Source organism: Methylobacterium sp. Leaf118, from assembly GCF_920984675.1.
In the GTDB taxonomy this organism is placed as follows: domain Bacteria; phylum Pseudomonadota; class Alphaproteobacteria; order Rhizobiales; family Beijerinckiaceae; genus Methylobacterium.
Genome location: NZ_CAKLBV010000002.1, coordinates 87,917 through 112,577 on the forward strand (window position 1 = coordinate 87,917; position 24,661 = coordinate 112,577).

General features: G+C 68.3%; 21 protein-coding genes. 15 read left to right on the top strand and 6 right to left on the bottom strand.

The annotated features are described in order from the left end of the window. Positions 1-212 precede the first annotated feature (212 nt). From LW587_RS01550 to lpdA, 8 genes are all read left to right on the top strand, one after another. Entirely contained in the window at positions 213-944 is a 732-nt protein-coding gene (locus LW587_RS01550) for a TetR family transcriptional regulator (protein ID WP_332839814.1), read from the top strand. A 350-nt stretch (positions 945-1,294) separates the two neighbouring features. After that, a complete protein-coding gene (mdh, locus tag LW587_RS01555) occupies positions 1,295-2,257 on the top strand; it encodes a malate dehydrogenase (RefSeq protein WP_232627849.1) in 963 nt (320 codons plus the stop codon). 70 nt (positions 2,258-2,327) lie between these two features. Next, positions 2,328-3,524, top strand: coding sequence for an ADP-forming succinate--CoA ligase subunit beta (gene sucC, locus LW587_RS01560; protein ID WP_232627850.1), 1,197 nt, complete (start codon positions 2,328-2,330; stop codon positions 3,522-3,524). An 8-nt stretch (positions 3,525-3,532) separates the two neighbouring features. Next, on the top strand, positions 3,533-4,417 hold the full coding sequence (gene sucD / locus LW587_RS01565; protein ID WP_232627851.1) for a succinate--CoA ligase subunit alpha: 885 nt from the start codon (positions 3,533-3,535) through the stop codon (positions 4,415-4,417). A 209-nt stretch (positions 4,418-4,626) separates the two neighbouring features. Next, positions 4,627-7,611, top strand: coding sequence for a 2-oxoglutarate dehydrogenase E1 component (locus LW587_RS01570; RefSeq protein WP_232627852.1), 2,985 nt, complete (start codon positions 4,627-4,629; stop codon positions 7,609-7,611). Between the two features lie 8 nt (positions 7,612-7,619). Next, positions 7,620-7,940, top strand: a complete 321-nt coding sequence (locus LW587_RS01575) for a YciI family protein (protein WP_232627853.1) — start codon at positions 7,620-7,622, stop codon at positions 7,938-7,940. Positions 7,941-8,015: 75 nt separating this feature from the next. Continuing rightward, positions 8,016-9,323: a 2-oxoglutarate dehydrogenase complex dihydrolipoyllysine-residue succinyltransferase gene (gene odhB, locus LW587_RS01580; RefSeq protein WP_232627854.1), complete on the top strand. Its 1,308-nt coding sequence runs from the start codon at positions 8,016-8,018 to the stop codon at positions 9,321-9,323. A gap of 105 nt (positions 9,324-9,428) precedes the next feature. Continuing rightward, the gene (gene lpdA, locus LW587_RS01585) at positions 9,429-10,829 is read left to right on the top strand and encodes a dihydrolipoyl dehydrogenase (protein WP_232627855.1); all 1,401 of its coding nucleotides are present in this window, start codon (positions 9,429-9,431) and stop codon (positions 10,827-10,829) included. Between the two features lie 430 nt (positions 10,830-11,259). Here lpdA and LW587_RS01590 read toward each other — a convergent pair whose 3' ends face one another. Continuing rightward, complete coding sequence (locus tag LW587_RS01590) at positions 11,260-11,640, bottom strand: hypothetical protein (protein WP_232627856.1); 381 nt, start codon at positions 11,638-11,640, stop codon at positions 11,260-11,262. 201 nt (positions 11,641-11,841) lie between these two features. Further along, positions 11,842-12,264 (bottom strand): nucleoside-diphosphate kinase, encoded by a 423-nt coding sequence (ndk, locus tag LW587_RS01595; RefSeq protein WP_232627857.1) that lies wholly within the window; start codon positions 12,262-12,264, stop codon positions 11,842-11,844. A 272-nt stretch (positions 12,265-12,536) separates the two neighbouring features. On the opposite strand from ndk, the gene LW587_RS01600 reads away from it, so the two are divergent. After that, positions 12,537-13,058 carry a DUF2147 domain-containing protein gene (locus LW587_RS01600; RefSeq protein WP_232627858.1) on the top strand — a complete coding sequence of 174 codons (522 nt, stop codon included), beginning with the start codon at positions 12,537-12,539 and terminating at the stop codon, positions 13,056-13,058. Positions 13,059-13,402: 344 nt separating this feature from the next. Then, entirely contained in the window at positions 13,403-15,511 is a 2,109-nt protein-coding gene (locus LW587_RS01605; RefSeq protein WP_232627859.1) for a carbohydrate porin, read from the top strand. Positions 15,512-15,686: 175 nt separating this feature from the next. Here the strand turns inward: LW587_RS01605 and LW587_RS01610 are convergent, their stop codons facing one another. The 3 genes from LW587_RS01610 to LW587_RS01620 all read right to left on the bottom strand — a co-directional run bounded on the left by LW587_RS01610 (position 15,687) and on the right by LW587_RS01620 (position 19,276). Beyond that, a complete protein-coding gene (locus LW587_RS01610; protein WP_232627860.1) occupies positions 15,687-16,715 on the bottom strand; it encodes a helix-turn-helix domain-containing protein in 1,029 nt (342 codons plus the stop codon). 510 nt (positions 16,716-17,225) lie between these two features. After that, the gene (locus LW587_RS01615) at positions 17,226-18,086 is read right to left on the bottom strand and encodes a phosphoribulokinase (RefSeq protein WP_232627861.1); all 861 of its coding nucleotides are present in this window, start codon (positions 18,084-18,086) and stop codon (positions 17,226-17,228) included. 140 nt (positions 18,087-18,226) lie between these two features. Then, complete coding sequence (locus LW587_RS01620) at positions 18,227-19,276, bottom strand: class 1 fructose-bisphosphatase (protein ID WP_232627862.1); 1,050 nt, start codon at positions 19,274-19,276, stop codon at positions 18,227-18,229. Between the two features lie 215 nt (positions 19,277-19,491). Between LW587_RS01620 and LW587_RS01625 the strand changes: the two genes are divergently transcribed. Both LW587_RS01625 and LW587_RS01630 read left to right on the top strand, forming a co-directional pair. Continuing rightward, positions 19,492-20,457 carry a LysR family transcriptional regulator gene (locus LW587_RS01625; RefSeq protein WP_232627863.1) on the top strand — a complete coding sequence of 322 codons (966 nt, stop codon included), beginning with the start codon at positions 19,492-19,494 and terminating at the stop codon, positions 20,455-20,457. Next, positions 20,454-21,683, top strand: coding sequence for an NAD(P)/FAD-dependent oxidoreductase (locus LW587_RS01630; protein WP_232627864.1), 1,230 nt, complete (start codon positions 20,454-20,456; stop codon positions 21,681-21,683). Before LW587_RS01625 ends, LW587_RS01630 begins: the two co-directional genes overlap by 4 nt. A gap of 15 nt (positions 21,684-21,698) precedes the next feature. Here LW587_RS01630 and LW587_RS01635 read toward each other — a convergent pair whose 3' ends face one another. Further along, the gene (locus LW587_RS01635) at positions 21,699-21,971 is read right to left on the bottom strand and encodes a helix-turn-helix domain-containing protein (RefSeq protein ID WP_232627865.1); all 273 of its coding nucleotides are present in this window, start codon (positions 21,969-21,971) and stop codon (positions 21,699-21,701) included. A gap of 346 nt (positions 21,972-22,317) precedes the next feature. On the opposite strand from LW587_RS01635, the gene LW587_RS01640 reads away from it, so the two are divergent. From LW587_RS01640 to cysK, 3 genes are all read left to right on the top strand, one after another. Next, the gene (locus tag LW587_RS01640) at positions 22,318-22,818 is read left to right on the top strand and encodes an META domain-containing protein (protein ID WP_232627866.1); all 501 of its coding nucleotides are present in this window, start codon (positions 22,318-22,320) and stop codon (positions 22,816-22,818) included. A 134-nt stretch (positions 22,819-22,952) separates the two neighbouring features. After that, positions 22,953-23,153: a hypothetical protein gene (locus tag LW587_RS01645; RefSeq protein WP_232627867.1), complete on the top strand. Its 201-nt coding sequence runs from the start codon at positions 22,953-22,955 to the stop codon at positions 23,151-23,153. Between the two features lie 298 nt (positions 23,154-23,451). Beyond that, a complete protein-coding gene (gene cysK, locus LW587_RS01650; protein ID WP_232627868.1) occupies positions 23,452-24,432 on the top strand; it encodes a cysteine synthase A in 981 nt (326 codons plus the stop codon). The last annotated feature ends 229 nt before the right edge of the window (positions 24,433-24,661 follow it).

Below are 24,661 nucleotides of genomic sequence, written 5' to 3' on the forward strand. Positions count from 1 at the left end.
ACCGCGCGGGGCGCGGCGCCGAAAGCCCCGGTTTGGGCCTCCTAGTGCGTTTTAAGTGCAATCTCCCCGGCATCGGACGCGAATCCTGACCCGGACGGGGTTGCCATTTGTTGCTTTGACGGAAAGGCTCACGCGAGCGCGTGGGACGGCACCGCTCTCGACCGGTCCCGGTCGAGTGCCCCCACGCTATATCGCTTCGTGCCAGGAAACACATGCTGCCGTATGGACCTGCCTCCCTTCCTTTTACCCTGGATGACGATGAGCGAGAGGCGACAGGTTCCGGATTAGAACCTCGATCCAACGGCCCACGGTTACCCAGGCTCAGCGGGCCCGCCGCCCGCGCACGCCCGACTCCCCTCTCCACCGACGCGCGGTTGCTCGCCATCGCCAGCGAGCACCTCATGCGCCTCGGGCCCAAACGCGTCACGGTGGTCGCCGTGGCTGCGGAAGCTGGCATGACTCATGCCAACGTCTATCGCTACTTCCCCTCAAAGGACGCCCTGCTCGATGCCGTGGCCGGACGCTGGCTGCGCGATCTCGAGACGGAGCTCGCCGGCATCGCCGACGCGCCCGACCCGGCCGACGACAAGATCGAGCGCTTCATCAGCGCGCTCGCCACGGCGCAAAGCGACATGCTGGCCCACGAGCCGCACCTTTTCGCGGTGCATCTCGATGCCACCGTGGCGTCGCGCCCGATCGCCCGCCGCCATCGGGTCCGCCTGCGGGCCTTGGTCGAACGGGTCGTCGAGGAGGGCATCGGCACCGGCGTGTTCGCCGCCCGGGACCGCGAGCGGGCCATCGCGGTGATCTTCGACGCCAGCTACCGTTTCACGCATCCGGTCGCGATCCAGCACGATTCGGATGTCCCGCGCGACCTGCTCGACGCCCGGCTCGGGGCGGTGATCCAGTCGATCCAGCGGGCCCTGCGAACCGGCACGTTCTGAAGGCCGACGGACACGGGCGCTGCAACGCGACGTGCCCGGCCGGACCTTCAAAAATGACAGAAACAAAACCTTGTTACCGACCCCTTGCCGGGTATCCATCTGCGGTGCGGCGTCCTGTAATCGCCTGCGAAAGCTAGGCATTCCTGGCTCTCACGCCCATTCGACCTTAGTCCGAGGCTGGCTTGAGGTGTGCTTGCCTCGCCCGGCATCGGGTTGAAGCGCTGTGGCTTTTCCGCCAAACACCGGCCGCATCGCACGTCATCGGCGAAGGTTCGGCTGCAACGCACCATCCGACTGGACAAGTCCGACAGGGCCGAACCACACGATTTCCGACCGGAGGCAGGACCACCATGGCACGCAGCAAGATCGCCCTCATCGGCGCCGGACAGATCGGCGGCACGCTGGCCCATCTCGTCGGCCTGAAGGAATTGGGGGACGTGGTCCTGTTCGACATCGTCGACGGCGTGCCCCAGGGCAAGGCGCTCGACATCGCCGAATCCGCCCCGGTCGACGGGTTCGACGCCCGTTACGCGGGCGCGAGCGACTATTCGGCCATCGCCGGTGCCGACGTGGTGATCGTGACCGCCGGCGTGCCGCGCAAGCCCGGCATGAGTCGCGACGACCTCATCGGCATCAACCTGAAGGTGATGGAGGCGGTCGGCAACGGCATCAAGGAGCATGCGCCCGACGCCTTCGTCATCTGCATCACCAACCCGCTCGACGCGATGGTGTGGGCGCTGCAGAAGTTCTCCGGATTGCCGGCCAACAAGGTCGTCGGCATGGCCGGCGTGCTCGATTCCGCCCGCTTCCGCCACTTCCTTGCCGAGGAGTTCGGGGTCTCGGTCGAGGACGTGACCGCCTTCGTGCTCGGCGGCCATGGCGACGACATGGTGCCGCTGACCCGCTACTCGACGGTGGCCGGCGTGCCGCTGACCGATCTGGTCAAGCTCGGCTGGACCACTCAGGAGAAGCTCGACGCCATGGTCGAGCGGACCCGGAAGGGCGGCGGCGAGATCGTCAACCTGCTCAAGACCGGCTCCGCCTTCTACGCGCCCGCGGCCTCCGCCATCGCCATGGCCGAGAGCTATCTGCGCGACAAGAAGCGCGTCCTGCCCTGCGCGGCCTATCTCGACGGCCAGTACGGCGTGACCGGGCTCTATGTCGGCGTGCCGGTGGTGATCGGCGAGAACGGTGTCGAGCGCGTCCTCGAAGTGACCTTCGATGAGGCCGAGAAGGCGATGTTCGAGAAGTCGGTCGGCGCCGTGAAGGGCTTGATCGCCGCCTGCCAGAGCGTCAACGAGAAGCTGGCTTAAACGCCGTCAGGCCGCACGCGGCGGGCTCACCCGCCGCGTCCCGTCCCCTGCCCGTCCGACGAGGGTCTCGATGAACATCCACGAATACCAAGCCAAGGCGGTCCTGAAGGAGTTCGGCCTGCCGGTCTCCCGCGGCGTGGCGATCTTCAAGCCCGAGGAGGCGGAGGCCGCGGCGAACGAACTTGGCGGCCCGGTCTGGGTGGTAAAGAGCCAGATCCATGCGGGCGGGCGCGGCAAGGGCACCTTCAAGGGCGCGCCCGAGGGCGCCAAGGGCGGCGTGCGCGTCACCAAGTCGATCGACGAGGTGAAGCAGTTCGCCTCCGAGATGCTGGGCGAGACCCTGGTGACGATCCAGACCGGCCCGGCCGGCAAGCAGGTCAACCGCCTCTACATCGAGGAAGGCGCCTCCATCGCCGCAGAGTTCTACCTGTCGATGCTGGTCGATCGCGAGACCGGACAGGTCGCCTTCGTGGTCTCGACCGAGGGCGGCATGGACATCGAGCAGGTCGCCCACGACACGCCCGAGAAGATCGTGACCTTCTCGGTCGATCCGGCCACCGGCATCATGCCCCATCACGGCCGCGCGGTCGCCAAGGCTCTCGGCCTCTCGGGCGCCCAGGCCAAGGAGGTCGGCGAACTGACGAGCAAGCTCTACGCGGCCTTCACGGCCAAGGACATGAGCATGCTGGAGATCAACCCGCTGGTGCTCACCGGCGACGGCCAGATCAAGTGCCTCGACGCCAAGATCTCCTTCGACTCCAACGCGCTCTACCGCCATCCCGAGATCGTCGCGCTGCGCGACGAGACCGAGGAGGATGCCAAGGAAATCGAGGCCTCCAAGTACGACCTCGCCTATATCGCGCTCGACGGCACCATCGGCTGCATGGTCAACGGCGCCGGCCTCGCCATGGCGACCCTCGACATCATCAAGCTCTACGGCGAGGAGCCGGCGAACTTTTTGGACGTCGGCGGCGGCGCCTCGGAAGAGAAGGTCACGGCGGCGTTCAAGATCATCACCGCCGACCCGCAGGTGAAGGGCATCCTCGTCAACATCTTCGGCGGGATCATGAAGTGCGACGTCATCGCCCGCGGCGTGATCGCGGCGGTGAAGGCGGTCGGCCTCGAAGTCCCGCTGGTCGTGCGTCTCGAAGGCACCAACGTCGAGGAGGGCAAGGCGATCATCCGGGGCTCGGGCCTCAACGTGATCCCCGCGGACGATCTCGACGACGCCGCGCAGAAGATCGTCGCCGCGGTGAAGAAGGGCTGAGCTGACCGATGTCCATCCTGATCGACGCATCCACAAAAGTCATCTGCCAGGGCTTCACCGGCAAGAACGGCACCTTCCACTCCGAACAGGCCATCGCCTACGGCACCAAGATGGTCGGCGGCACCTCGCCGGGCAAAGGCGGCTCGACCCATCTCGGCCTGCCGGTGTTCGACACCGTGGCCGAGGCCCGCGAGGCCACCGGCGCCGAGGCGTCCGTCGTCTACGTTCCGCCGCCCGGCGCCGCGGACGCGATCTGCGAGGCGATCGCCGCCGAGATTCCGCTGATCGTCTGCATCACGGAGGGCATCCCGGTGCTCGACATGGTGCGGGTGAAGCGCGCGCTGGAGGGTTCCAAGTCGCGGCTCATCGGGCCGAACTGCCCCGGCGTCGTCACGGCGGGCGAGTCGAAGATCGGCATCATGCCGGCCAACATCTTCAAGCCGGGCTCGGTCGGTATCGTCTCGCGCTCCGGCACGCTGACCTACGAGGCGGTGTTCCAGACCACCGTCGAGGGTCTCGGCCAGACCACCGCGGTCGGCATCGGCGGCGATCCGGTGAAGGGCACCGAGTTCATCGCGATGCTCGAGCTGTTCCTGGCCGACGAGAAGACCCAGTCGATCGTGATGATCGGCGAGATCGGCGGCTCGGCCGAGGAAGAGGCGGCGCAGTTCCTGGCCGACGAGGCCAAGCGCGGGCGCAAGAAGCCGATGGTCGGCTTCATCGCCGGCCGCACGGCGCCTCCGGGCCGCCGCATGGGGCACGCCGGCGCGATCATCTCCGGCGGCAAGGGCGGCGCCGAGGACAAGATCGCGGCGATGGAGGCCGCGGGCATCCGCGTCTCGCCCTCGCCGGCCCGGCTCGGCCGCACGCTGGTCGAGGTGCTGAAGGGTTGAGTGGGTCTGTAACCAGGAGCCGCGCGGCTGTGTTGCACCGCACGCGGGCTCGGGCGACCCATATGGAACAAGTCGGGGCGCATGCGCGGCCCGACGTTATCCGGAGGCCCGACGCGGCTCGTTAGCGCCCCGCCCGCGTCGGGCGCGCCGGATCGATTGAGGGGCGGCCCGCGGCATGCGGCACCGCTCAAGCGGCAGGACAGGCACCGATGGCACGTCAGGACGCGAACGAAGCGCTTCTCCAAACCTCCTTCCTCTACGGCGCCAACGCCGCGTGGATCGAGGAACTCCAGGCGTCCCACGCCCGCGATCCGGGCTCGGTCGATCCGGAATGGCAGCGCTTCTTCGAGGCCCTGGGCGAGGACGACGCCCTGGTCAAGAAGAACGCCGCAGGAGCCTCCTGGGAGAAGCCGAACTGGCCGGTTCCGCTCAACGGCGAGATGGTCTCGGCGATGGACGGCAACTGGGCCGCCCTGGAGAAGGGGCTCGGCGAGAAGATCCAGGCGCGGGCCGGCAAGCCGGTCGATGGCGGCCGCGGCGCGGCGATCGTGGCCGCGACCGGCGTCTCGGTCGAGCAGGCCACCAAGGATTCCGTGCGCGCGATCATGCTGATCCGCGCCTACCGCATGCGCGGCCACCTCTACGCCAAGCTCGACCCGATCGGGCTCGCGCCCCGCAGCGACCACGAGGAGTTGCACCCGCAGCATTACGGCTTCCAGGAGACCGACTGGGACCGCAAGATCTTCCTCGACAACGTGCTCGGCATGGAATTCTCCACGATCCGCGAGATCGTGGCGATCCTGGAGCGCACCTACTGCCAGACGCTCGGCGTCGAGTTCATGCACATCTCCGATCCCGAGGAGAAGGCGTGGCTCCAGGAGCGGATCGAGGGCAAGGACAAGGAGATCTCCTTCACCCCCGAGGGCCGCCGGGCGATCCTGAACAAGCTGATCGAGGCGGAGGGCTTCGAGAAGTTCCTCGACCTCAAATATACCGGCACCAAGCGCTTCGGCCTCGACGGCGGCGAGGCGATGGTCCCGGCCCTCGAACAGATCATCAAGCGCGGCGGTGCGCTGGGCGTCGAGGAGATCGTGCTCGGCATGGCCCATCGCGGCCGGCTGAACGTGCTCACCAACGTGATGGCCAAGCCGTTCCGGGCGGTGTTCCATGAGTTCAAGGGCGGCTCGGCATCGCCTGCCGAGGTCGAGGGCTCGGGCGACGTGAAGTACCATCTCGGTGCCTCGTCCGACCGCGCCTTCGACGACAACAACGTCCACCTCTCGCTCACCGCCAACCCGTCCCACCTCGAGATCGTCGATCCGGTGGTGCTCGGGAAGGTGCGGGCCAAGCAGGACCAGAAGGCCAAGCCGAATGTCGAGCGGCGCCGGGTGCTGCCGCTGCTCATCCACGGCGACGCGGCCTTCGCCGGCCAGGGCGTCGTGGCGGAGTGCTTCGGCCTGTCGGGCCTGAAGGGCCACCGCACCGGCGGCTCGATCCACTTCATCATCAACAACCAGATCGGCTTCACCACCGATCCGCGCTTCTCACGCTCCTCACCCTATCCCTCCGACGTCGCCAAGATGGTCGAGGCACCGATCTTCCACTGCAACGGCGACGACCCGGAGGCCGTCACCTTCGCCGCCAAGGTCGCGGTCGAGTACCGGCAGAAGTTCGGCAAGCCGGTCGTCATCGACATGCTCTGCTACCGCCGCTTCGGCCATAACGAGGGCGACGAGCCGGCCTTCACCCAGCCGAAGATGTACCAGCGCATCCGCAAGCATCCGACCGCGCTGGAGACCTACGGCAAGAAGCTCGTCGCGGCCGGCGACCTGACCCAGGAGCAGCTCGACGCCCGCAAGGCCGAGTTCCGCGCGATCCTGGAGAGCGAGCTGGAGGTGGCGGGCGGCTACAAGGCCAACAAGGCCGACTGGCTCGACGGGCGCTGGTCCGGCTTCAAGGCAGTGCGCGAGGACGTGGACGATCCCCGCCGCGGCCGCACCGGCGTGCCGTTGGAGACCCTGCGCGACATCGCCACCCGGATCACCACGCCCCCGCCGGGCTTCCACCTGCACCGCACGATCCAGCGCTTCTTCGACAACCGCGCCAAGGCCGTCGATTCGGGCGTCGGCATCGACTGGGCGACCGCCGAGGCCCTCGCCTTCGGCTCGCTGCTGATCGAGGGCCACCGGGTGCGCCTGTCCGGCCAGGACGTGGAGCGCGGCACCTTCTCCCAGCGCCACGCGGTGGTGATCGATCAGGAGAACGAGCAGCGCTACACGCCGCTGAACTCCGTGCGCGACGGGCAGGCGATCCTGGAGGTCATCAACTCGATGCTCTCCGAGGAGGCGGTGCTCGGCTTCGAGTACGGCTATTCCCTCGCCGAGCCGAACGCGCTCGTGCTGTGGGAGGCGCAGTTCGGCGACTTCGCCAACGGCGCCCAGGTCGTCATCGACCAGTTCATCTCCTCGGGCGAGCGCAAGTGGCTGCGCATGTCGGGCCTCGTGCTGCTGCTGCCGCACGGCTACGAGGGCCAGGGGCCGGAGCATTCCTCCGCCCGCCTCGAGCGCTACCTGCAGATGTGCGCCGAGGACAACATGCAGGTCGCCAACTGCTCGACGCCCTCGAACTACTTCCACATCCTGCGTCGGCAGCTGAAGCGCGATTTCCGCAAGCCGCTGATCCTGATGACGCCGAAGTCGCTGCTGCGCCACAAGCGGGCGGTCTCGAAGATCGAGGACATCGCCGAGGGCTCGACCTTCCACCGCATCCTCTGGGACGATGCCGAGCAGGACGAGAGCGGCGTCAAGCTCACCCGCGACGACAAGATCCGCCGCGTCGTGCTGTGCTCCGGCAAGGTCTATTACGACCTCTTCGAGGAGCGGGAGAAGCGCGGCGTCAACGACGTCTACCTGATGCGCGTCGAGCAGCTCTACCCGTTCCCGCTCAAGGCGCTCGCCAACGAGATGACCCGCTTCCGTAACGCGGAGGTGGTGTGGTGCCAGGAGGAGCCCAAGAACATGGGCTCGTGGTCCTTCGTCGAGCCCTATCTCGACTGGGTCCTCGGCCAGGCCGGCTCCGCCTCGAAGCGGGCCCGCTACGTCGGACGCCCGGCCTCGGCCTCGACGGCGGTGGGCCTGATGTCGAAGCATCTCGCCCAGCTCCAGGCCTTCCTCAACGAGGCCCTGGCGAACTGAAGCCCGCGATGCCCTACTTCCTGCTCCGCCTGGACCCGCCTCGCCCGACCTTCCCGTCCGACGCGACGGAGGCCGAGAAGGCGCTGTTCTCGGAGCACGCGGCCTACTGGATCGCGCGGGCCGGAGAGGGGAGCGCCATCGCGGTGGGGCCGGTGTTCGAGCCCGGCGGCGGATCGGAGCCGGGCCGGGCCTGGGGCCTCGCTCTGGTCGAGGCCGCCGACCAGGCGGAGGCGACGGCCCTCGGCGCGGCCGATCCCGTCATCACCGCGCAGGCCGGCTTCGCCTATAGGGCGGCGCCGGTCCCGTCCCTGATCCTGCGGCAGCCGTGAGGACGACCTTAAGGCCCGCTTCCCCCTTTCCAAGATCCTGAAGAGGAGGCCCCCGCGAGGGGGCGCGAACAGAGCATGGCAACCGACATCCTCGTCCCGACGCTCGGCGAATCCGTGAGCGAGGCCACGATCGGCCGCTGGTTCAAGAAGCCCGGCGACATGGTGGCCGCCGATGAGCCCCTGGTGGAGCTCGAGACCGACAAGGTCACCCTGGAGGTGAACGCGCCGGCTGCGGGCCAGCTCGGCGAGATCCTCGTCAAGGACGGCGAGACGGTGGAGCCCGGCGCCGTGCTCGGCTCGATCGTCGAGGGCGGCAAGGGGGTGGCCAAGCCCGAGGCCAAGCCCGAGGCCAAGTCGGAGGCCAAGTCGGAGAAGGCCGCCCCGAAGAGCGCCGAGCCGGCCGAGACCAAGGCGGAGAAGCCCGCCCAGACCTCCTCCGCTTCCTATGGCAGCCACGGCGATGCGCCGCCCGCGGCCGGCCGCAGCTCCGACGAGAGCGGCCCGGCGGTGGCCAAGCTCGCCCGGGAATCCGGCGTCGATCCGGCCTCGCTGAACGGCAGCGGCAAGGACGGCCGCGCCACCAAGGGCGACATGCTCGCCGCCATCGCCAAGGGATCCGAGAAGGGCAGCGAGAAGCAGGAGGCCAAGGCGCCGCCCCGCGCCCCGTCCGCCCCGGACGACGCCGCGCGCGAGGAGCGCGTGCGGATGACCAAGCTGCGTCAGACCATCGCCCGGCGCCTCAAGAGCGCCCAGGACAATGCGGCGATGCTGACCACGTTCAACGACGTGGACATGGGCGCGGTGATGGCGCTCCGCGCGCAGTACAAGGACATCTTCGAGAAGAAGCACGGGACGAAGCTCGGCTTCATGGGCTTCTTCACCAAGGCGGTGATCGGCGCGCTCAAGGACGTGCCGGCGGTCAATGCCGAGATCGACGGGCAGGACCTCGTCTACAAGAACTACTACCACATCGGCATCGCGGTCGGCACCGATAAGGGCCTTGTCGTGCCGGTGGTGCGCGACGCCGACGACCTGTCGATCGCCGGGATCGAGAAGAAGATCTCCGGGTTCGGCAAGAAGGCCCGCGAGGGCAAGCTCTCCATCGACGAGATGCAGGGCGGCACCTTCACGATCACCAACGGCGGCATCTACGGCTCGCTGATGTCGACGCCGATCCTCAACGCCCCGCAATCGGGCATTCTGGGGATGCACCGCATCGAGGAGCGCCCCGTCGTGCGCGGCGGCAAGATCGAGGCGCGGCCGATGATGTATCTGGCCCTGTCCTACGATCACCGCATCGTCGACGGGAAGGAGGCCGTGACCTTCCTGGTGCGGGTCAAGGAGGCGCTGGAGGACCCGGCGCGCCTCGTCCTCGACCTCTGATCCGCCTTTCCTCGGCTGACATCGACATGCGCGGGCCGTCAGGCCCGCGCACCGGACTTCCTGCGGGCCCGGCGCGGTCCGCCCTGATCCGCGAGCCCTGAACGCATGTCCTACGATCTCGTCGTCATCGGCACCGGCCCCGGGGGCTATGTCTGCGCCATTCGGGCGGCCCAGCTCGGCCTCAGGACCGCGGTGGTGGAGAAGCGGGCGACCCATGGCGGCACCTGCCTCAATGTCGGCTGCATCCCGTCAAAGGCGCTGCTGCACGCCTCCGAGGCCTTCGAGGAGGCCAACAAGCATTTTCCGGAGCTCGGCATCGACGTCGGTACGCCGAAGCTCGATCTCAAGAAGATGCAGGCGTTCAAGCAGAGCGGCGTCGACGGCAACACCAAGGGCGTCGAGTTCCTGCTCAAGAAGAACAAGGTCGACACCTATCACGGCCGCGGCCGCATCGCCGGGGCGGGGCGGGTCGAGGTGATCTCGGACGACGGCGGCAACCAGATGCTCGAGACCAAGAGCATCGTCATCGCCACCGGCTCCGACGTGACCCGGCTGCCCGGCGTCACCATCGACGAGAAGACGGTCGTCTCCTCCACCGGGGCGCTGGAACTGGCCCAGGTGCCGAAGCGGCTCGTGGTGATCGGCGCGGGCGTGATCGGGCTGGAGCTCGGCTCGGTCTGGCGCCGGCTCGGCAGCGAGGTGACGGTGATCGAGTATCTCGACCGGGTCCTGCCGGGCATGGACGGCGAGGTCGGCAAGCAGTTCCAGCGCATCCTGGCCAAGCAGGGCATGGTCTTCAAGCTCTCGACCAAGGTGACCGGCGTCGAGACGGGCAAGAAGGGCGCGACCGTGACCGTCGAGCCGGCGCAGGGCGGCGCGGCCGAGAGGATCGAGGCAGACGTGGTGCTCGTGGCCATCGGCCGGGTGCCCTACACGGAGGGGCTGGGCCTCGAGACGGTCGGCGTCGCGACTGACGAGAAGGGCCGCATCCAGACCGACAGCCACTACGCCACCAACGTGACGGGCCTCTACGCCATCGGCGACGTGATCAGCGGGCCGATGCTCGCCCACAAGGCGGAGGACGAGGGCGTGGCGGTGGCCGAGATCCTGGCCGGCCAGTCGGGCCACGTGAATTACGGCGTGATCCCGAACGTGGTCTACACCTTCCCGGAGGTCGCCTCGGTCGGGAAGACCGAGGAAGAGCTGAAGAAGGACGGCATCGCCTACAAGGCCGGCAAGTTCCCCTTCACGGCCAACGGCCGCGCCAAGGCCAACGGCACCACCGACGGCTTCGTGAAGATCCTCGCCGACGAGACGAGCGACCGGGTGCTCGGCGTGCACATCGTCGGCGCCGATGCCGGCAATCTCATCGCCGAGGTCGCGGTGGCGATGGAGTTCGCGGCCTCCGCCGAGGACATCGCCCGGACCTGTCACGCCCACCCGACGCTGACGGAAGCCGTCAAGGAAGCTGCCCTCGCCGTCGACAAGCGGGCGATCCACGTCTGAGCGCCGGGTGCGACGCGTCCCGTCGCATCGGACCGGGCGGCGGGCGCCGTCGCTCGGGATTCTGCCCGGTGCGATCAGGGCCGCGTAGATCATCCTGGGCTGCCGGACCGGGCAGGGCCGCCGCGGGCGGTCGCCAGAGGCTCGCGCAACGGCCCTCATCCCCGATCGTCCCCCTCGGACAGGTTCTTCAGGATGGGGGGCCGGGAGCCATCGGCCGCCTTTTGCAAGGGAACCGCTCGGGGCGCTCGGGTCCAGGGCGATGCGCGCCGTTCGCGTTCCCCATCGCCTTGGTCCGAGACCCGGAAACCCGTTCGGGCCGATGCTCTCGGGATGGACTTGGGCGGGCGAGGGCCGCCGCCGGGGCGCTTCTCCGATGGGACGAAGCGCCCCGGCCGTCGCGGACGGGGTTCTGGGTCGGGCCTTCGCCGCCTTAGACCGGGCGCGGCAGCTTGCAGCTGTCGAGGGCCGTCAGGGCCTTGGCGGTGGCGGTGTCGTTGAAGTAGCCGGTCGTCCGGTAGGAGGCGATCTCCCCCTTGTCGAGGGAGGCGAGGGTGCGGTCGGCGTAGCAGCCGCAGGGAGCGGTCAGCGCGGCTTCCTCGACCTTCTGGAGCCGGGCCTGGACGACGGTGCAGGCGTGGCGCACGCGGCCGGTCAGGTTGCTCTTCGAGGCGCTCTTCAGCGTCGGGTCGGGGGTGTAGCCGTCGAGCGCCGCATATTGCCCGGGGCGGCCGGCGGTGTTGCAGGCGGCGAGCAGCGAGAGCAGGCCAGCCGCGAGCACGAGGCGGCCGGTGCGCGGGAGCGATGAGCGCATGAAGGGAACATCCGTGAGGTGACGGGAAATCGTCCCCTCCGGTTTCCGGCCAAGCTTGCCCGCGCCGCTAGGGCTGGGGAGTCACACCGGCGCGGAATGCGCCCGGCCCCGCGCGATTGGCGCGCGGGTGAGTCCGCCGGGCGACGCTCGCCCGGCCAAACGCACGAGGCCGGTCGGGACCGGCCTCGGCGAGGACGCAGCTTACGCCGCGATGTCGGCGTCCGTGAAGAACTGGGCGATCTCGTTCTTGGCGTTGTCCACGCTGTCCGAGCCATGCACCGTGTTCTCGCCGACCGACTCGGCGAACTGCTTGCGGATGGTGCCCTCGGCGGCCTGGGCCGGGTTCGTGGCGCCCATCACTTCACGGTACTTGGCGACGGCGTTCTCGCCCTCGAGCACCTGCACGACGACCGGGCCCGAGGTCATGAACTCCACGAGCTCGCCGAAGAACGGGCGCTCCTTGTGAACCTCGTAGAAGGTCTCGGCCTGATCGCGGCTCATGCGGATGCGGCGCTGGCCGACGATGCGCAGGCCGGCGGCCTCGATCACGGCGTTGACGGCGCCGGTGAGGTTGCGGCGGGTCGCGTCGGGCTTGAGGATGGAGAAGGTGCGCTCGAGGGCCATGGGTTCGGTCCGGATGCTGAAAGAAGGGGGATTCGCGCGACGCGCGGGGCAGCCGGCGCGGGCGGCTTATAGCGGCGCCCCCGGGAAGCCTCAACCGAGGCGAGGCGCGCGGCGGAATCCGCCTTCGCCATGGCTTTTACGCAACAGCGCCGAAAAATCGCCGGATTGCGCGGGCTTCATCGGGAATGAACGCGCCGCCCGTCCGAGCGGAGGGCGGCGGTCCCGATCTCCGTAAAGCCCCCGCCTTCGGGCACCGCCTCAGGAGCCGATCCATGCGCCTCATCCTCGCTTCCGCCGCCCTCCTGGTCTCCAGCTCGGCCTTCGCCGCGCCCAAGGACCCGACCGGCACCTGGCTGACCGGCGACGGCCGCGCGAAGATCCGCGTCGAGCGCTGCGGGCCCGGCGGCACCAATGCCTGCGGCAAGGTGGTCTGGCTCAAGTCGCCGACCACCGAGGCCGGTGCCGCGCGCACCGACGTGAAGAACCCCGACCCGAAGAAGCGCGCCCGCCCGATCATCGGCATGACGCTGCTCGACAATCTCAAGCCCGATGACGCCAGCTTCGCGGGCGAGATCTACAATGCCGACGAGGGCAAGATCTATCAGGTGAACCTGGAGCGCGAGAGCGAGGGCGAACTGAACGTCCAGGGCTGCATGCTCAAGGTGCTGTGCGGCTCGCAGACCTGGACGCGCGTGCCGGACGTGAACCAGCAGGCGGCGATCCAGCCCGAGGCCGCCAAGCCCGTGCCGAAGCCGGCGGCCAAGCCTGCCGCCGCGAAGGCTGCCGCCGAGTAAACCGCTTCCTTCGCGAGCCGGCGAAACGAAAGAGGGCGCATCGTCACCGATGCGCCCCTGAAGTCGTTGCCCAACCTGATGGGGGTCTAGGCCACGCCTACATACGGCAGCGCTTGGCCGCCGCAAGGGCGCGCGGCGGCCCGGCCCCCACCTTTCCGGGGTTCAGGCCGCGAGGGCGCCCCAGCGGCGCGTGGTTCGCCGGCTGTCATCGTCCTGTCGGACGAATCCGTCTTCCCTTCCGCCGTGGCGCAACGGCAACCCTCCGGGATGCTCGTCGCGGCACGGATTGCGGCGGCGGGACGATCTGATACCTCGCTTGTCGGATTAAGCGAGGATGGCCGGACGTGCGGACGCAGGGCGGAATCGGACGAGGGGTCGCCCGGAGCGCGACGGTCCTCGTCGCCGTGACCCTCGGCCTCTGGGCGCGGGAGAGCGCGGCCGCCGATCCCGCGGCTCGGCCGCCGGCGGGCGTGATCGACTGGTCCGGTCCCTCCTTCGGCCTCCAGGGCAGCGCGGGGGCCTCGTTCGGCAATTACGAGATCGGTCCGACGACGATCGGCGCCCGGCGGGTCTCGGCCATCGGGACGGGCGACGCCACCGGCAGCCGCGATCTCGGCGCCGACGCCACCACGGTGGTCGGGGGCGCCTTCGCCGGCTGGACCTGGCAGGACGGCGCCTTCGTCTACGGCCTCGAGGCCGACCTCGTCGGCGCCAATCTCAAGCGGGGCCTGCGCTCCGACGCCGCCGGCTTCGGCTACCAGGCCGTCGACCCGCCCTTCGCCCTGATCCGCGAGAAGACCGACCTGTTCGGGACCCTCCGCGGACGCCTCGGCTACGCCTTCGGCAACAGCCTGATCTACGCGAGCGCCGGGCTCGCGGGCGCCAATGGGCGGGTGCTCGCCACCTATCCGGACCCGGCGGGCGGCCCGGCCGGAACGGCCTCCCGCGATCTCGCCTATCTCGGCTTCACGCTGGGGGCGGGCGTCCAGTTCGCGGTCCATCCCCACCTCTCCCTCGGGATCGACTACCGCTACAGCGATCTCGGCGAGAGCCGCCGCTTCGATCTTGGCATCCTGCCCGGGCCTGCGGGCGGACCGGTCTCGACCCGCACCGCCTTCGTCTCGAACCAGATGATGGCGCGCCTGATCTGGCACCCCCAGGCGCTGGCGCTCCAGCCGGACGAGGCGGACGACGCCCCGCGGGACAGCCGCTTCTCGCTCCATGGCCAGACCACCTTCGTGAACCAGGCCGTGAGCGGGTTCCGCGCGCCCTATCGCGGGCCGCAGAGCCTCGTGCCGGACCAGGCCCAGGCCACCACCACCGCGACGCTCTTCCTCGGCCTCAAGCTCTGGGAGGGGACCGAACTCTACTACAACCCGGAATTCAGCCAGGGCTTCGGCCTGTCGCGCACGCTGGGCGTCGCCGGCTTCGTCAACGGCGAGGCCCAGAAGGCGGGCGCGCCCTTCCCGAAGCTGCGCTCCAACCGCTACTTCGTGCGCCAGACCTTCGGCCTCGGCGGCGAGACGGAGGAAGTGCCGGACGGGCCGAACGCCATCGCCGGCACCCGCGATGTCGAGCGCATCACCGTGATCGCCGGCAAGTTCGCCCTGGGCGACTTCTTCGACGGCAACCTCTACGCCCACGACCCCCGGGTCGACTTCATGAACTGGGGCCTGTGGGCGTCGGCCGCCTGGGACTTTCCGGCGAACCTCCCCGGCTTCACCCAAGGCGTGATGGTCGAGTACAATCGGGCCGAGTTCGCGATCCGCGCCGCCTACACGCAGGTGCCGAAGGAGCCCTCGTCCGACGTGCTCGACCCGCGCGTGTTCGAGCGGGCGGGCGCCAATCTCGAGTTCGAGGGGCGCTATACGCTGCCGGTCCTCGTCCAGCCGGGCCGCCTACGGCTCGGCTTGTTCTCGAATGTCGGCAACGCCGCCGATTTCCGGCAGGTCGTGGCGCTGACGCAGGGCGGGGCCTTCGCCGACATCAACGATGCCGCCGCCGCGACCCGGGCGCCCCGGCGCAAGAGCGGCCTCTACGTCAACCTCGAACAGGCGCTCACCCCCGATCTCGGCCTGTTCGCCCGCGCCAGCGCCAATGACGGGCGCAACGAGAGCCTGTCCTTCACCGATGTCGACGGCTCGGTCTCCGGCGGGCTCTCGCTGAAGGGCAGCGCCTGGGGCCGCCCGCAGGACACGGTCGGCCTCGGCGCCTCGCGGAACACGATCTCCCGGGCGCACCAGGCCTATTTCGCCAATGGCGGGCTCGGCCTCCTGATCGGCGACGGGCGCCTCCGCTACGCGCCGGAGCGAGCGGTCGAGGTCTATTACGCGATGAACCTGACCAAGGCCGTCACCGTGACCGTCGACTACCAGCACGTCGAGAACCCGGCCTACAACCGCGACCGGGGCCCGGCCGACTTTTTTGGGACGCGCCTGCATACGGATTTTTGAGCTTGGGAGCGCAGCCTAATCCGCTTGACCATGCGAGAGGCTGATTTTCAGGCTATGTAGCAAGCTTTGAGCGTCTCACAGACTTGCCGCTTGACTTTGAAATCTGCAAGCGAAAGGCTTGCCGAGATTTGGGGGCGGTCGCATAAGACTCCATTATGGGACAGCGTCCGTTGCGCTAAGGCAGAGACATATATCTTGTGACATCTGGAAACTGTTCGATACGATGCTGTTCGCAAATCAGGAATATACAATTTCCAAGCCAACGGTCATCAGGGGTAGAAAACAGCGGTTGAAGAACTGCGCTGTCAGTATTCTGGATTGTTTTAAGCTCTGATAGTGTTTCGACTATAAAAAATAAGCGCCATAGCGACGCCCACTCTCTTTGGTCTATATGATCCACAAAGCCACATGTAAGTTCTTTATATTTACCACGAAATTCGAGAATAAAATATTTGCCTTTTAGATTGCCGGCATCATAAAAGCCTACACGTAAGTCACATTCAGTATTAATTCTATCAGCTAAAGCGCCATCTGAATGAACGCGATATATGACAAGTGTACTGGCATCAAAACCTGCCTGACCAATCTCACCGTCAGCAACCTGAAATCTTATCGTATCGCCTTCAGCCGTACCAGCAGCACCAGAGAGACCGTCATCATTATCAACAATGAAATCATCGAATGCAGCCTGCCCAATCTGATCTACGCAAATGCTGTAGAATCGACCAATATATGTTTTAGGAAGCCGGTTTATATTATTTTGCTCTGTCCTCGTAAGCTCGGTTATATTATTAATGATCGCGGGAGCGGAGGCACTGGCGCCGGCTTTTGGCGCCAAATATTTCTCAGGCTGAATTTCGAGAAGTGAGCAAATCGCCATTGCCGTTTCGTATGACACGGGCTTGCCGCGCTCCGCGCGTTGAATACTAGAAAGGCTCAGGTCAATACCGACCATGTTTTCTTGAGTTCGATCGGTGGCTTCACGCGCTTGCTGCAAGCGATCCCCATAAAATACAACGCTTCGCTTCGGCCCTCGAATTTTCTTATGCTTGATTCTGACGGATTGCTGCATCGTTATCACCGGGTTGGTGCTGGGGTCTCGGGAGATGTGAAATGCAAAAACAGCGGTGCGCCGTGTCGCACCTGCTACTCTAGTGAGCTTCTTCACATGAAAAAACACCGGGCAACCCTTATATCGTCCCATGTCGATGTGTCTTTGACAATAAAAAAAATTTAACCGTAAGATTCAAAGGTAATCTGGTCATATTGGCCGCCGTAGCTGTCGTCGTAATAATTGCATCCCTGTTCTGAGTAGTGCGAAGGCCGGGGCACAAATGAGGCCCCGGCCCGCAGAAATAGGCCACACGAGCAACGCTCGATGCACAATGTGCTGTGCATAAATCAAGATTTATGAACAGCGCGATAGGTGCTGTAACATCAACGGGTTAGCCCGTGCAAAAATCCGGTGCGCCATGTCCGCACCGGATTGGATGGCCGTCACACCGGAAGCCGCGTCCAAGGGCGGAAATCGACTCTCGGCAGCCCCTCAGAGGGTCGAGCGAATCGTCATGGTCTTATCCGGGCCGATGATCTTGGGCCTCGTGACGCATCGGCGGTTCCGGGAGCCAGCTTCTCCCTCTTGGGCCGATGCTCCCCCCTTGACGCTTCGTCATCGACAGACCGGCCCCCTTCGCCGACCAGCCCCCGCGCCCATTCAAGCCAGCCGCCGCCGTCGCTCCACGAGTTGCATGATGATCGGCGTCAGGATCAGCTGCATGGCCAGATCGAGCTTGCCGCCGGGGATGACGATGGAATTGGCCCGGCTCATGAAGCTGTCGTGGATCATCGACACGAGGTAGGAGAAATCGATCCCCTTCGGATCCTTGAAGCGGATCACCACCATCGATTCGTCGGCGGTGGGAATCCAGCGGGCGATGAAGGGGTTGGAGGTGTCGACCATCGGCACCCGCTGGAAGTTGATGTCCGTCCACGAGAATTGCGGGCAGATCGTCTGCACGTAGTCGGGCATCCGCCGCAGGATCACGTCGGTGACGGCATCGGTGGAATAGCCCCGGGTCGAGCGGTCCCGGTGCAGCTTCTGGATCCATTCGAGGTTGATCACCGGCACCACCCCGATCTTGAGGTCGGGATAGCGGGCGATGTCGACGGCGTGGTCGACCACGCAGCCGTGCAGGCCCTCGTAGAACAGCAGGTCCGAGCCCGGGTCGAACGGTTCCCAGGCCGAGAAGGTGCCCTCGGGGATCCCGTATCGCGCGGCGTCATGGGCATCGTGGGCGTAGTGGCGGGTACGCCCGGTGCCGTTCTCGCCGTAACTCCGAAACACCTCCTCCAGGTCGGGCAGGAGGTTGGCGCGGGGCGCGAAATGACTCAGCGTCGGCTCCCGCGCCATCATCGCCCGCATCGTGTCGCGGTCGAAGGCGTGGAAGCCGTCCCCCTCGATATAGACCGCACTCACGTCTTCGCGGCGGAAGATCTGCTCGAAGGTGTTGCGGACCGAGGTGGTGCCGGCTCCCGAGGAGCCGGTGACCGAGATGATGGGGTGACGCGCCGACATGGGCTTCTTCTGAACGAAATCGCGCCGAAAGCCGAGAGAGCCCCCTCCTCGAAGGTGTTGGCGGCGGTCCGGGAGGGGACGGCGGGACAACACCGGTCGGTTCCCATCCCGGCTCCGAGAGCCGGGATGGGGGTCGATCCTCAACTGCGCATCAGGCCGCGCTGGCCGAACAGGGGCGAGCGGCCGGCGGCGGGATGGCGCCCGTCATAGTACTTGGCGACGCAGGCGACCTCCTCGGTCGAGCCGAACACCAGCGGCGAGCGCTCGTGGATCTTGCTCGCCACGAGCTCGAGGATGCGGCCCTGCCCGTCGGTGGCGGCTCCGCCCGCCTGCTCCATCAGGAAGGCCATCGGCGCGGTCTCGTAGAGGAGCCGCAGGCGCCCCTGCGCGTAGCCCTTGCGGTTGTCGCCCGGGTACAGGAACACCCCGCCGCGGATCAGGACGCGCTGCGCGTCGGCCACCAGTGCCGCGGTCCAGCGCATGTTGAAATCGCGGTCGCGCGGGCCTTCCGAGCCCCGCTGGCAATCCTCGATGAAAGCCTTGATCGGCGCCTCCCAATGGCGGGCGTTCGAGGCGTTGATCGCGTATTCGTTGGCCGAGGGCACCACCGTGAGGGCGTCGTGGGTGAGGCGGAACACGCCTTCGGCCCGGTCGAGGGTGAAGATGCGGGTGCCGTTGCCGAGGGTGACCACGAAGGTGGTGGCTGGCCCGTAGACCACGAAGCCGGCGGCGGTCTGGGTGGTGCCCGGCGTCTTGAACGAGGCGTTGGGATCCTCCCCGCCCGCGACCTTCGGCCGGATGCCGAAGATGGTGCCGACCACCATGCCGACGCCGATGTTCGAGGAGCCGTCGAGGGGGTCGATCGCGACCGCGAGCGGCGCGTCGAGGTTCAGGACCACCACGTCGTCGGCCTCTTCCGAGGCGACCTCGGCCACGGGGGCCTCGGCCAGTGCCTGCATGAAGCGCTTGTGGGCGATCACGTCGAGCGCCTTCTGCACGTCGCCGTCGCTGTTGTGCTCGCCCTGCGCACCAAGATCCCCGGCGAGCGCCCCGCGGCCCACGGTCTCGCTCACGTCGATCGCGGCGGCGGCCAGCGCCCGGATCGTCGCGGCGGTGTCCGCGAGGCCCGCGTCGCGCGCGACCTCGGTATCGAGATGCTCGTCGAGGGAAGACCCGGTCAGCTTCGTCATCGTCTTGAACGCTCGCTCCCGTGGCCGCCGCCCCTTGCGCCGGCTCCCGCGGCCCTGAAGCGGCTCCTCGACGCGAAGCGCCCGGCCCGGGCCGCCAGGCCGTCCGACCCCGATGATACGCTGCCCCACACCGGCTGCGCCAGACGGTCGAGCGTAACCCGGGGAAGGATTTTGAAAAAACTTGTCGAGCCGCGCAAAAAAACTAAAAGCGAACCATGCGCAATCTCTCGCTCAAGCAGCTCCAGGCGGTCGCCGCGGTGGCGCGGCTCGGCACCATGACGCGGGCCGCGCAGGAACTCAACGTGACCTCCGCGGCGCTCTACGCGCGGATCCGCCAACTCGAGGAGGAGGCGGGCCTCCTCCTGTTCGACCGCACTCCCACCGGCCTCAAGCCGACCGATGCCGGCCGGGAGATGCTGTGGGCGATCAACAGCATCAACACGGTGCTGGAGACCTGCACCGACCGCCTGCGCACCCTGAAGGGCGGCGGCGGCGGCCGGGTCACCCTCGGCGTGGTCTCGACGGCGAAGTATTTCGCCCCCGCCGTGATCGCGGGCTTCATGGACAGCCATCCGAAGGTCGAGATCGCCCTCTCGGTCGGCAACCGCCAGGACACGATCGAGAACCTCCGCAACTACGACATCGATTTCGCGATCATGGGCCGGCCGCCGCGGGACTTCGCCATCGAGGCGGAGACCTTCGGCCCCCACCCCCTCGTCCTGATCGCCGCGCCCGACCACCCCTTCGTCGGCCGCCGCGGCCTGACCCGGGCGGACCTGGCCGAGGAATCCTTCCTCGTGCGCGAGGAGGGCTCGGGCACGCGCTCGGTCTTCGAGGAATTCATGAGCGGCGTGATGATCCGGCGGGCCAAGCTCGGCATCGATTCCGGCTCCAACGAGACCCTCAAGCAGGCGGTGATGGCGGGGCTCGGCATCGCGCTCCTCTCCGGCCACACGGTCTCGGCGGAGGTGAGCAGCGGGCGCCTCGCCCTGCTCGACGTGCAGGGCCTGCCGATCCGCCGCGACTGGTACGTGGTGCGCCGGGCCGACAAGGTGCTCGGCCCCGCGGCGGACGCGTTCTGGGACTACCTCTCCCGCGAGGGACGCCAGTTCCTGCCGGCCCTGCCGGCCGAGGCGCTGGCCGGCATGGACAGCGAGATGGCCGCGGAGGCCGGGGAATGAGCGGACTCGTCGTGATCGGCGCGGGCCAAGCCGGCTTCCAGGCCGCCGCCTCGCTGCGGGAGGCGGGATATTCCGCCCCGATCACCCTGATCGGCGACGAGGCGGCGTTGCCCTATCAGCGCCCGCCGCTGTCGAAGGCCTATCTCGCCGGCAAGACGGATGCCCGCGGGCTGCTGCTGCGGCCGGAGAGCTTCTTTGCCGAACACCGCATCGCCCATCGCCGGGGCGTCAGCGCCGTGGCGATCGACCGGGCGGCCGGCCGCGTCGCGGTGTCGGAGGGCGAGGGGATCGCCTACGACCACCTCCTGCTCGCCACCGGCACCCGCAACCGCGCCCTGCCGGTGCCCGGCGCCGATCGCGCCGGCGTGCATCAGCTCCGCTCCCTCGAGGATGCCGACCGGCTGAAGGCGGCGATCGAGGACGCGCGGCGGATCGTCGTGGTCGGGGCGGGCTTCATCGGGCTCGAATTCGCCGCCGTCTGCGCCGGTCGCGGCCTCTCCGTCACGGTGATCGAGGCGGCCGGCCGCGTCATGGCCCGGGCGGTCTCGCCGGAGACCTCGGAGGCCTTCCGCGCCATCCATGCGGAGGCCGGCGTGACGCTCCTGTTCGGAGCCGGGGTGAGCGCGATCGAGGGGCCGGAGGGGCGGGTCGCCGCGGTCACCCTGGCCGATGGCACGAGCCTGCCGGCCGACCTCGTCCTCGTCGGCATCGGCGTGGTGCCGAACCACGAACTGGCCGAGGCCGCGGGCCTCGCGGTCCGCGACGGCATCGCGGTCGACGCGTTCCTGGCCACGTCCGATCCGGCGATCTCGGCCATCGGCGATTGCGTGCGCTTCCCGACCCGCTTCGCCCACGGCCTCCCGGGGGGCGACCGGGTGCGGATCGAATCGGTGCAGAACGCCGTCGATCAGGGCCGCTGCCTCGCGGCCCGGCTGACGGGCCGGCCCGCGGCCTATGACGCGGTGCCGTGGTTCTGGAGCGACCAGGGCCCGCACAAGCTCCAGATCGCCGGCCTGGCCGGGCCCGGCGATGCCAGCGTCGTGCGGCGCACCGGTCCGGGCTTCTCGGTGTTCCGCTTCCGGAACGGGCGCCTGAGCGCGGTCGAATCGGTCGACCGCCCGGCCGACCACATGGCGGCCCGCCGCCTCATCGCCGCGAGCCGTCCCCTGACGCCGGAGCAGGCCGCCGATCCGGGCTTCGACCTGAAGGCGCTGGCGACCGGCTGATCGGCCCGCTCGGCGTCAGCGGTCGTTCTCGGTCGTCAGGTCGCCGAGCCGGGTGCCCTCGTCGCCGCCCTGCTGCCGGCCGGACAGGCGCACGCCGTCGCCCTCGGTGAAGACGAGGCCGGCCCGCATCAGGGCGCTGCGCAGGGCCTCGACCTGACCCGAGGCGGGATCGCCGGTGCCGGCCTCGAACCGCTCGACGAAGCCCGCGTCGAGCCCGGATTCCCGGGCGAGATCGGCCGCTTGCCAGCCCAGAAGGGCGCGGGCGGCCCGGGATTGCTTCGGGGACATCGTGTTGACCGCGGAGCCGCTCGCCCCCGCTTCGTCCGATCCTGTCAAACCGCTCTCCTCCGCATGGATCCGGGCGCGCGCATCCGCCCGCCCGGGACCAACCGACGAGGGGGGACAATCGTTTCTGCGGCCCCTCCGGGAAAGCGTCGCGGCCGGAAGGCGGCTGTGCACGAGCCCGGCCGGAGGGGCCTCGACCATAATTGTGCTTGAATCGCCGCCGATTTCCCCTCTCGGTCGCGGCCGGATGAACGATTCGGCTCGGTGCGCGCGAACCTCACGGAGGGGCGCGCCGGGGCCGGGGGCGCGACATGGGGCGAGCCGCCGAGCGAGAGAGGGGGCCTGAGGAATGAACGGGAAGCTGACCGCCGCGCTGGCCGGCGCGGTCGCCACGATGACGCTGGCCGCCGCACCGGCGCTGGCGCAATCGACCAACAACATCACCGGGTTCGGCCAGGGTGGGCGCACGCCGGAGAAGAAGCCGCAATACATTCCCGGGGCCAAGGCCCAGGAGAAGATCTTCCCCCTCGGGGCGACCTGGACGGCGGTGAGCCTGAACGGCAAGCCGTTCACCGGGGCGGAGCGTCCGAGCTTCATCATCGACGCCCAGTACCGGGCCCGCGGCTACGGCGGCTGCAACACCTTCACGGCCACCGCCTTCCCGCTGCGCGAGCAGCATCTCGCGGTCGGCCCGCTCGCGATCACCAAGAAGAGCTGCGACAAGTCGCTGGCCGCCCTCGAGCAGGCCTTCCTGGTCGCGCTGCGCACCGCCGGGCAGTGGGATCTGGTCGATTCCCAGCTCGTGATCCGCACCCAGAACGGGGAACTGCGCTTCGACCGCGCCCTCTGAGGCCGGTCTTTACGCGCCATTGACGACGATTCGCGGTCGCTGCCGCGGATTCATTCCTCGTCAGCCATCCCGGCCGTTTCCTGATCCCGCACCGGCCGCGCCCCCCGCGCGGCCGCGCTCCCGCGGAGGACGGAATGCGGATCGGCCGGGTTCACCAACACGTCGTTCCCCGGGTCGTGCCGCGGGTGGTGCCCCGTGTCGGGCCCCGCGCCCTCGCCGTGCCGCGCATGGCCTTCATCCGCGCCCATCACGAAGGCGCCGCCCTGCTCGCCGCCTGGACCACCAGCGCCGGCCTTGCCCTGATCGTCCTCGCCGCGGCCCTGCTGGGCGCCTGATCGCGGCGCGCAAAGGTCGGTCTTCCGTCGTTTCGGGCTTTCGGATTACAATACTGTCGTCGCAAGTGCCGGGAGGGGAAGAAAATTCTCCGCCCAAGCTCAGCCGCGGATATTTCCTGTAAAGCCCTCGTAAACCTCGACGCTCGTTGGGAAATCGGCTAGAGCCCTCGGCACCGGGGCCGAGGCCGGCCCGGCCCGACGGCGCGCGCGGCCGCGCGCCTCCGCAGGGCCTGAGGCCCGGCCCCTCGACGTCGCCGCGCGTGGGTTCGCCGCCGAAGCGCCGCAGGGAAGGACAGCCATGACAGACACCGCGAATCCGGGCGCCGCCCGCAAGCCCGGCCACGGCCGCGTGTACGGCTCGATCACCGAGACCATCGGCAACACGCCGCTGGTGCGCCTCAACCGGCTCACCAAGGCGCGCGGCGTCGATGCCGAGATCCTGCTCAAGCTCGAGTTCTTCAACCCGATCGCGTCCGTGAAGGACCGCATCGGCGTCAACATGATCGACGCCCTGGAGGCCTCCGGCCGGCTCAAGCCCGGCGGCACGCTGGTCGAGCCGACCTCGGGCAATACCGGCATCGCGCTGGCTTTTGTCGCCGCCGCCCGCGGCTACCGCCTGATCCTCGTGATGCCCGAGACGATGTCGCTGGAGCGGCGCAAGATGCTCGCCTTCCTCGGCGCGCAGCTGGAGCTGACCCCCGGCCCGAAGGGCATGAAGGGCGCGATCAGTCGCGCCGAGGAACTGTTGGCCGAGATCGACGGCGCGGTGATGCCGCAGCAATTCGCCAACCCGGCCAACCCCGAGATCCACCGCAAGACGACCGCCGAGGAGATCTGGAACGACACCGACGGCACGCTCGACGCCTTCGTGGCCGGCGTCGGCACCGGCGGCACCGTGACCGGCGTCGGCGAAGTGCTCAAGCCGCGGCTCCCGAACCTCAAGGTGTTCGCCGTCGAGCCGGTGGATTCCCCCGTCATCTCCGGCGGCCAGCCCGGCCCCCACAAGATCCAGGGCATCGGCGCGGGCTTCATCCCCGAGAACCTGCACACCGACGTGCTCGACGGCGTGCTCCAGGTGACGAACCAGCAGGCGATCGACACCGCCCGCGAGCTCGCCCGGCTCGAGGGGATTCCCGGCGGCATCTCGACTGGCGGCAACGTCGCCGCCGCGCTGGAACTGGCCGGCCGGCCGGAATTCCAGGGCAAGCGCATCGTCACCGTCGCCTGCTCGTTTGCCGAACGCTACATCTCCTCGGTGCTGTTCGAAGGCATCGGCTAGCAAGCGTCCCGGAGGCGGGCCGAGACGAGGCTCCCGGTTCCCGTCCCGTGACGGCACTGTTTCGAGCGCCGGTCCGAGAGCCGTCACTCCTCCCGGTCCGGAGTTCGTGCGTGCCGGCTGCCGGCTCGTCGCGTGGCAGCGCGGCAGAACCCGAGCGAGGTCGCCCGACCGGGTGGCCGGGTGTCACGCGTTCGTCGACCGCGGTGCGGGCCTGTCGCAGGGCGCGCGC

Bases quoted from the DNA above. Each gene is read 5' to 3' on its own strand.
- LW587_RS01635 (WP_232627865.1), bottom strand. From the start codon at position 21,971: ATGTCCCCGAAGCAATCCCGGGCCGCCCGCGCCCTTCTGGGCTGGCAA.
- sucC (WP_232627850.1), top strand. From the start codon at position 2,328: ATGAACATCCACGAATACCAAGCCAAGGCGGTCCTGAAGGAGTTCGGC.
- ndk (WP_232627857.1), bottom strand. From the start codon at position 12,264: ATGGCCCTCGAGCGCACCTTCTCCATCCTCAAGCCCGACGCGACCCGC.
- LW587_RS01575 (WP_232627853.1), top strand. From the start codon at position 7,620: ATGCCCTACTTCCTGCTCCGCCTGGACCCGCCTCGCCCGACCTTCCCG.
- LW587_RS01600 (WP_232627858.1), top strand. From the start codon at position 12,537: ATGCGCCTCATCCTCGCTTCCGCCGCCCTCCTGGTCTCCAGCTCGGCC.
- sucD (WP_232627851.1), top strand. From the start codon at position 3,533: ATGTCCATCCTGATCGACGCATCCACAAAAGTCATCTGCCAGGGCTTC.
- lpdA (WP_232627855.1), top strand. From the start codon at position 9,429: ATGTCCTACGATCTCGTCGTCATCGGCACCGGCCCCGGGGGCTATGTC.
- cysK (WP_232627868.1), top strand. From the start codon at position 23,452: ATGACAGACACCGCGAATCCGGGCGCCGCCCGCAAGCCCGGCCACGGC.
- LW587_RS01640 (WP_232627866.1), top strand. From the start codon at position 22,318: ATGAACGGGAAGCTGACCGCCGCGCTGGCCGGCGCGGTCGCCACGATG.
- odhB (WP_232627854.1), top strand. From the start codon at position 8,016: ATGGCAACCGACATCCTCGTCCCGACGCTCGGCGAATCCGTGAGCGAG.
- LW587_RS01590 (WP_232627856.1), bottom strand. From the start codon at position 11,640: ATGCGCTCATCGCTCCCGCGCACCGGCCGCCTCGTGCTCGCGGCTGGC.
- LW587_RS01610 (WP_232627860.1), bottom strand. From the start codon at position 16,715: ATGGGACGATATAAGGGTTGCCCGGTGTTTTTTCATGTGAAGAAGCTC.
- LW587_RS01615 (WP_232627861.1), bottom strand. From the start codon at position 18,086: ATGTCGGCGCGTCACCCCATCATCTCGGTCACCGGCTCCTCGGGAGCC.
- mdh (WP_232627849.1), top strand. From the start codon at position 1,295: ATGGCACGCAGCAAGATCGCCCTCATCGGCGCCGGACAGATCGGCGGC.
- LW587_RS01620 (WP_232627862.1), bottom strand. From the start codon at position 19,276: ATGACGAAGCTGACCGGGTCTTCCCTCGACGAGCATCTCGATACCGAG.
- LW587_RS01625 (WP_232627863.1), top strand. From the start codon at position 19,492: ATGCGCAATCTCTCGCTCAAGCAGCTCCAGGCGGTCGCCGCGGTGGCG.
- LW587_RS01645 (WP_232627867.1), top strand. From the start codon at position 22,953: ATGCGGATCGGCCGGGTTCACCAACACGTCGTTCCCCGGGTCGTGCCG.
- LW587_RS01630 (WP_232627864.1), top strand. From the start codon at position 20,454: ATGAGCGGACTCGTCGTGATCGGCGCGGGCCAAGCCGGCTTCCAGGCC.
- LW587_RS01550 (WP_332839814.1), top strand. From the start codon at position 213: ATGCTGCCGTATGGACCTGCCTCCCTTCCTTTTACCCTGGATGACGAT.
- LW587_RS01570 (WP_232627852.1), top strand. From the start codon at position 4,627: ATGGCACGTCAGGACGCGAACGAAGCGCTTCTCCAAACCTCCTTCCTC.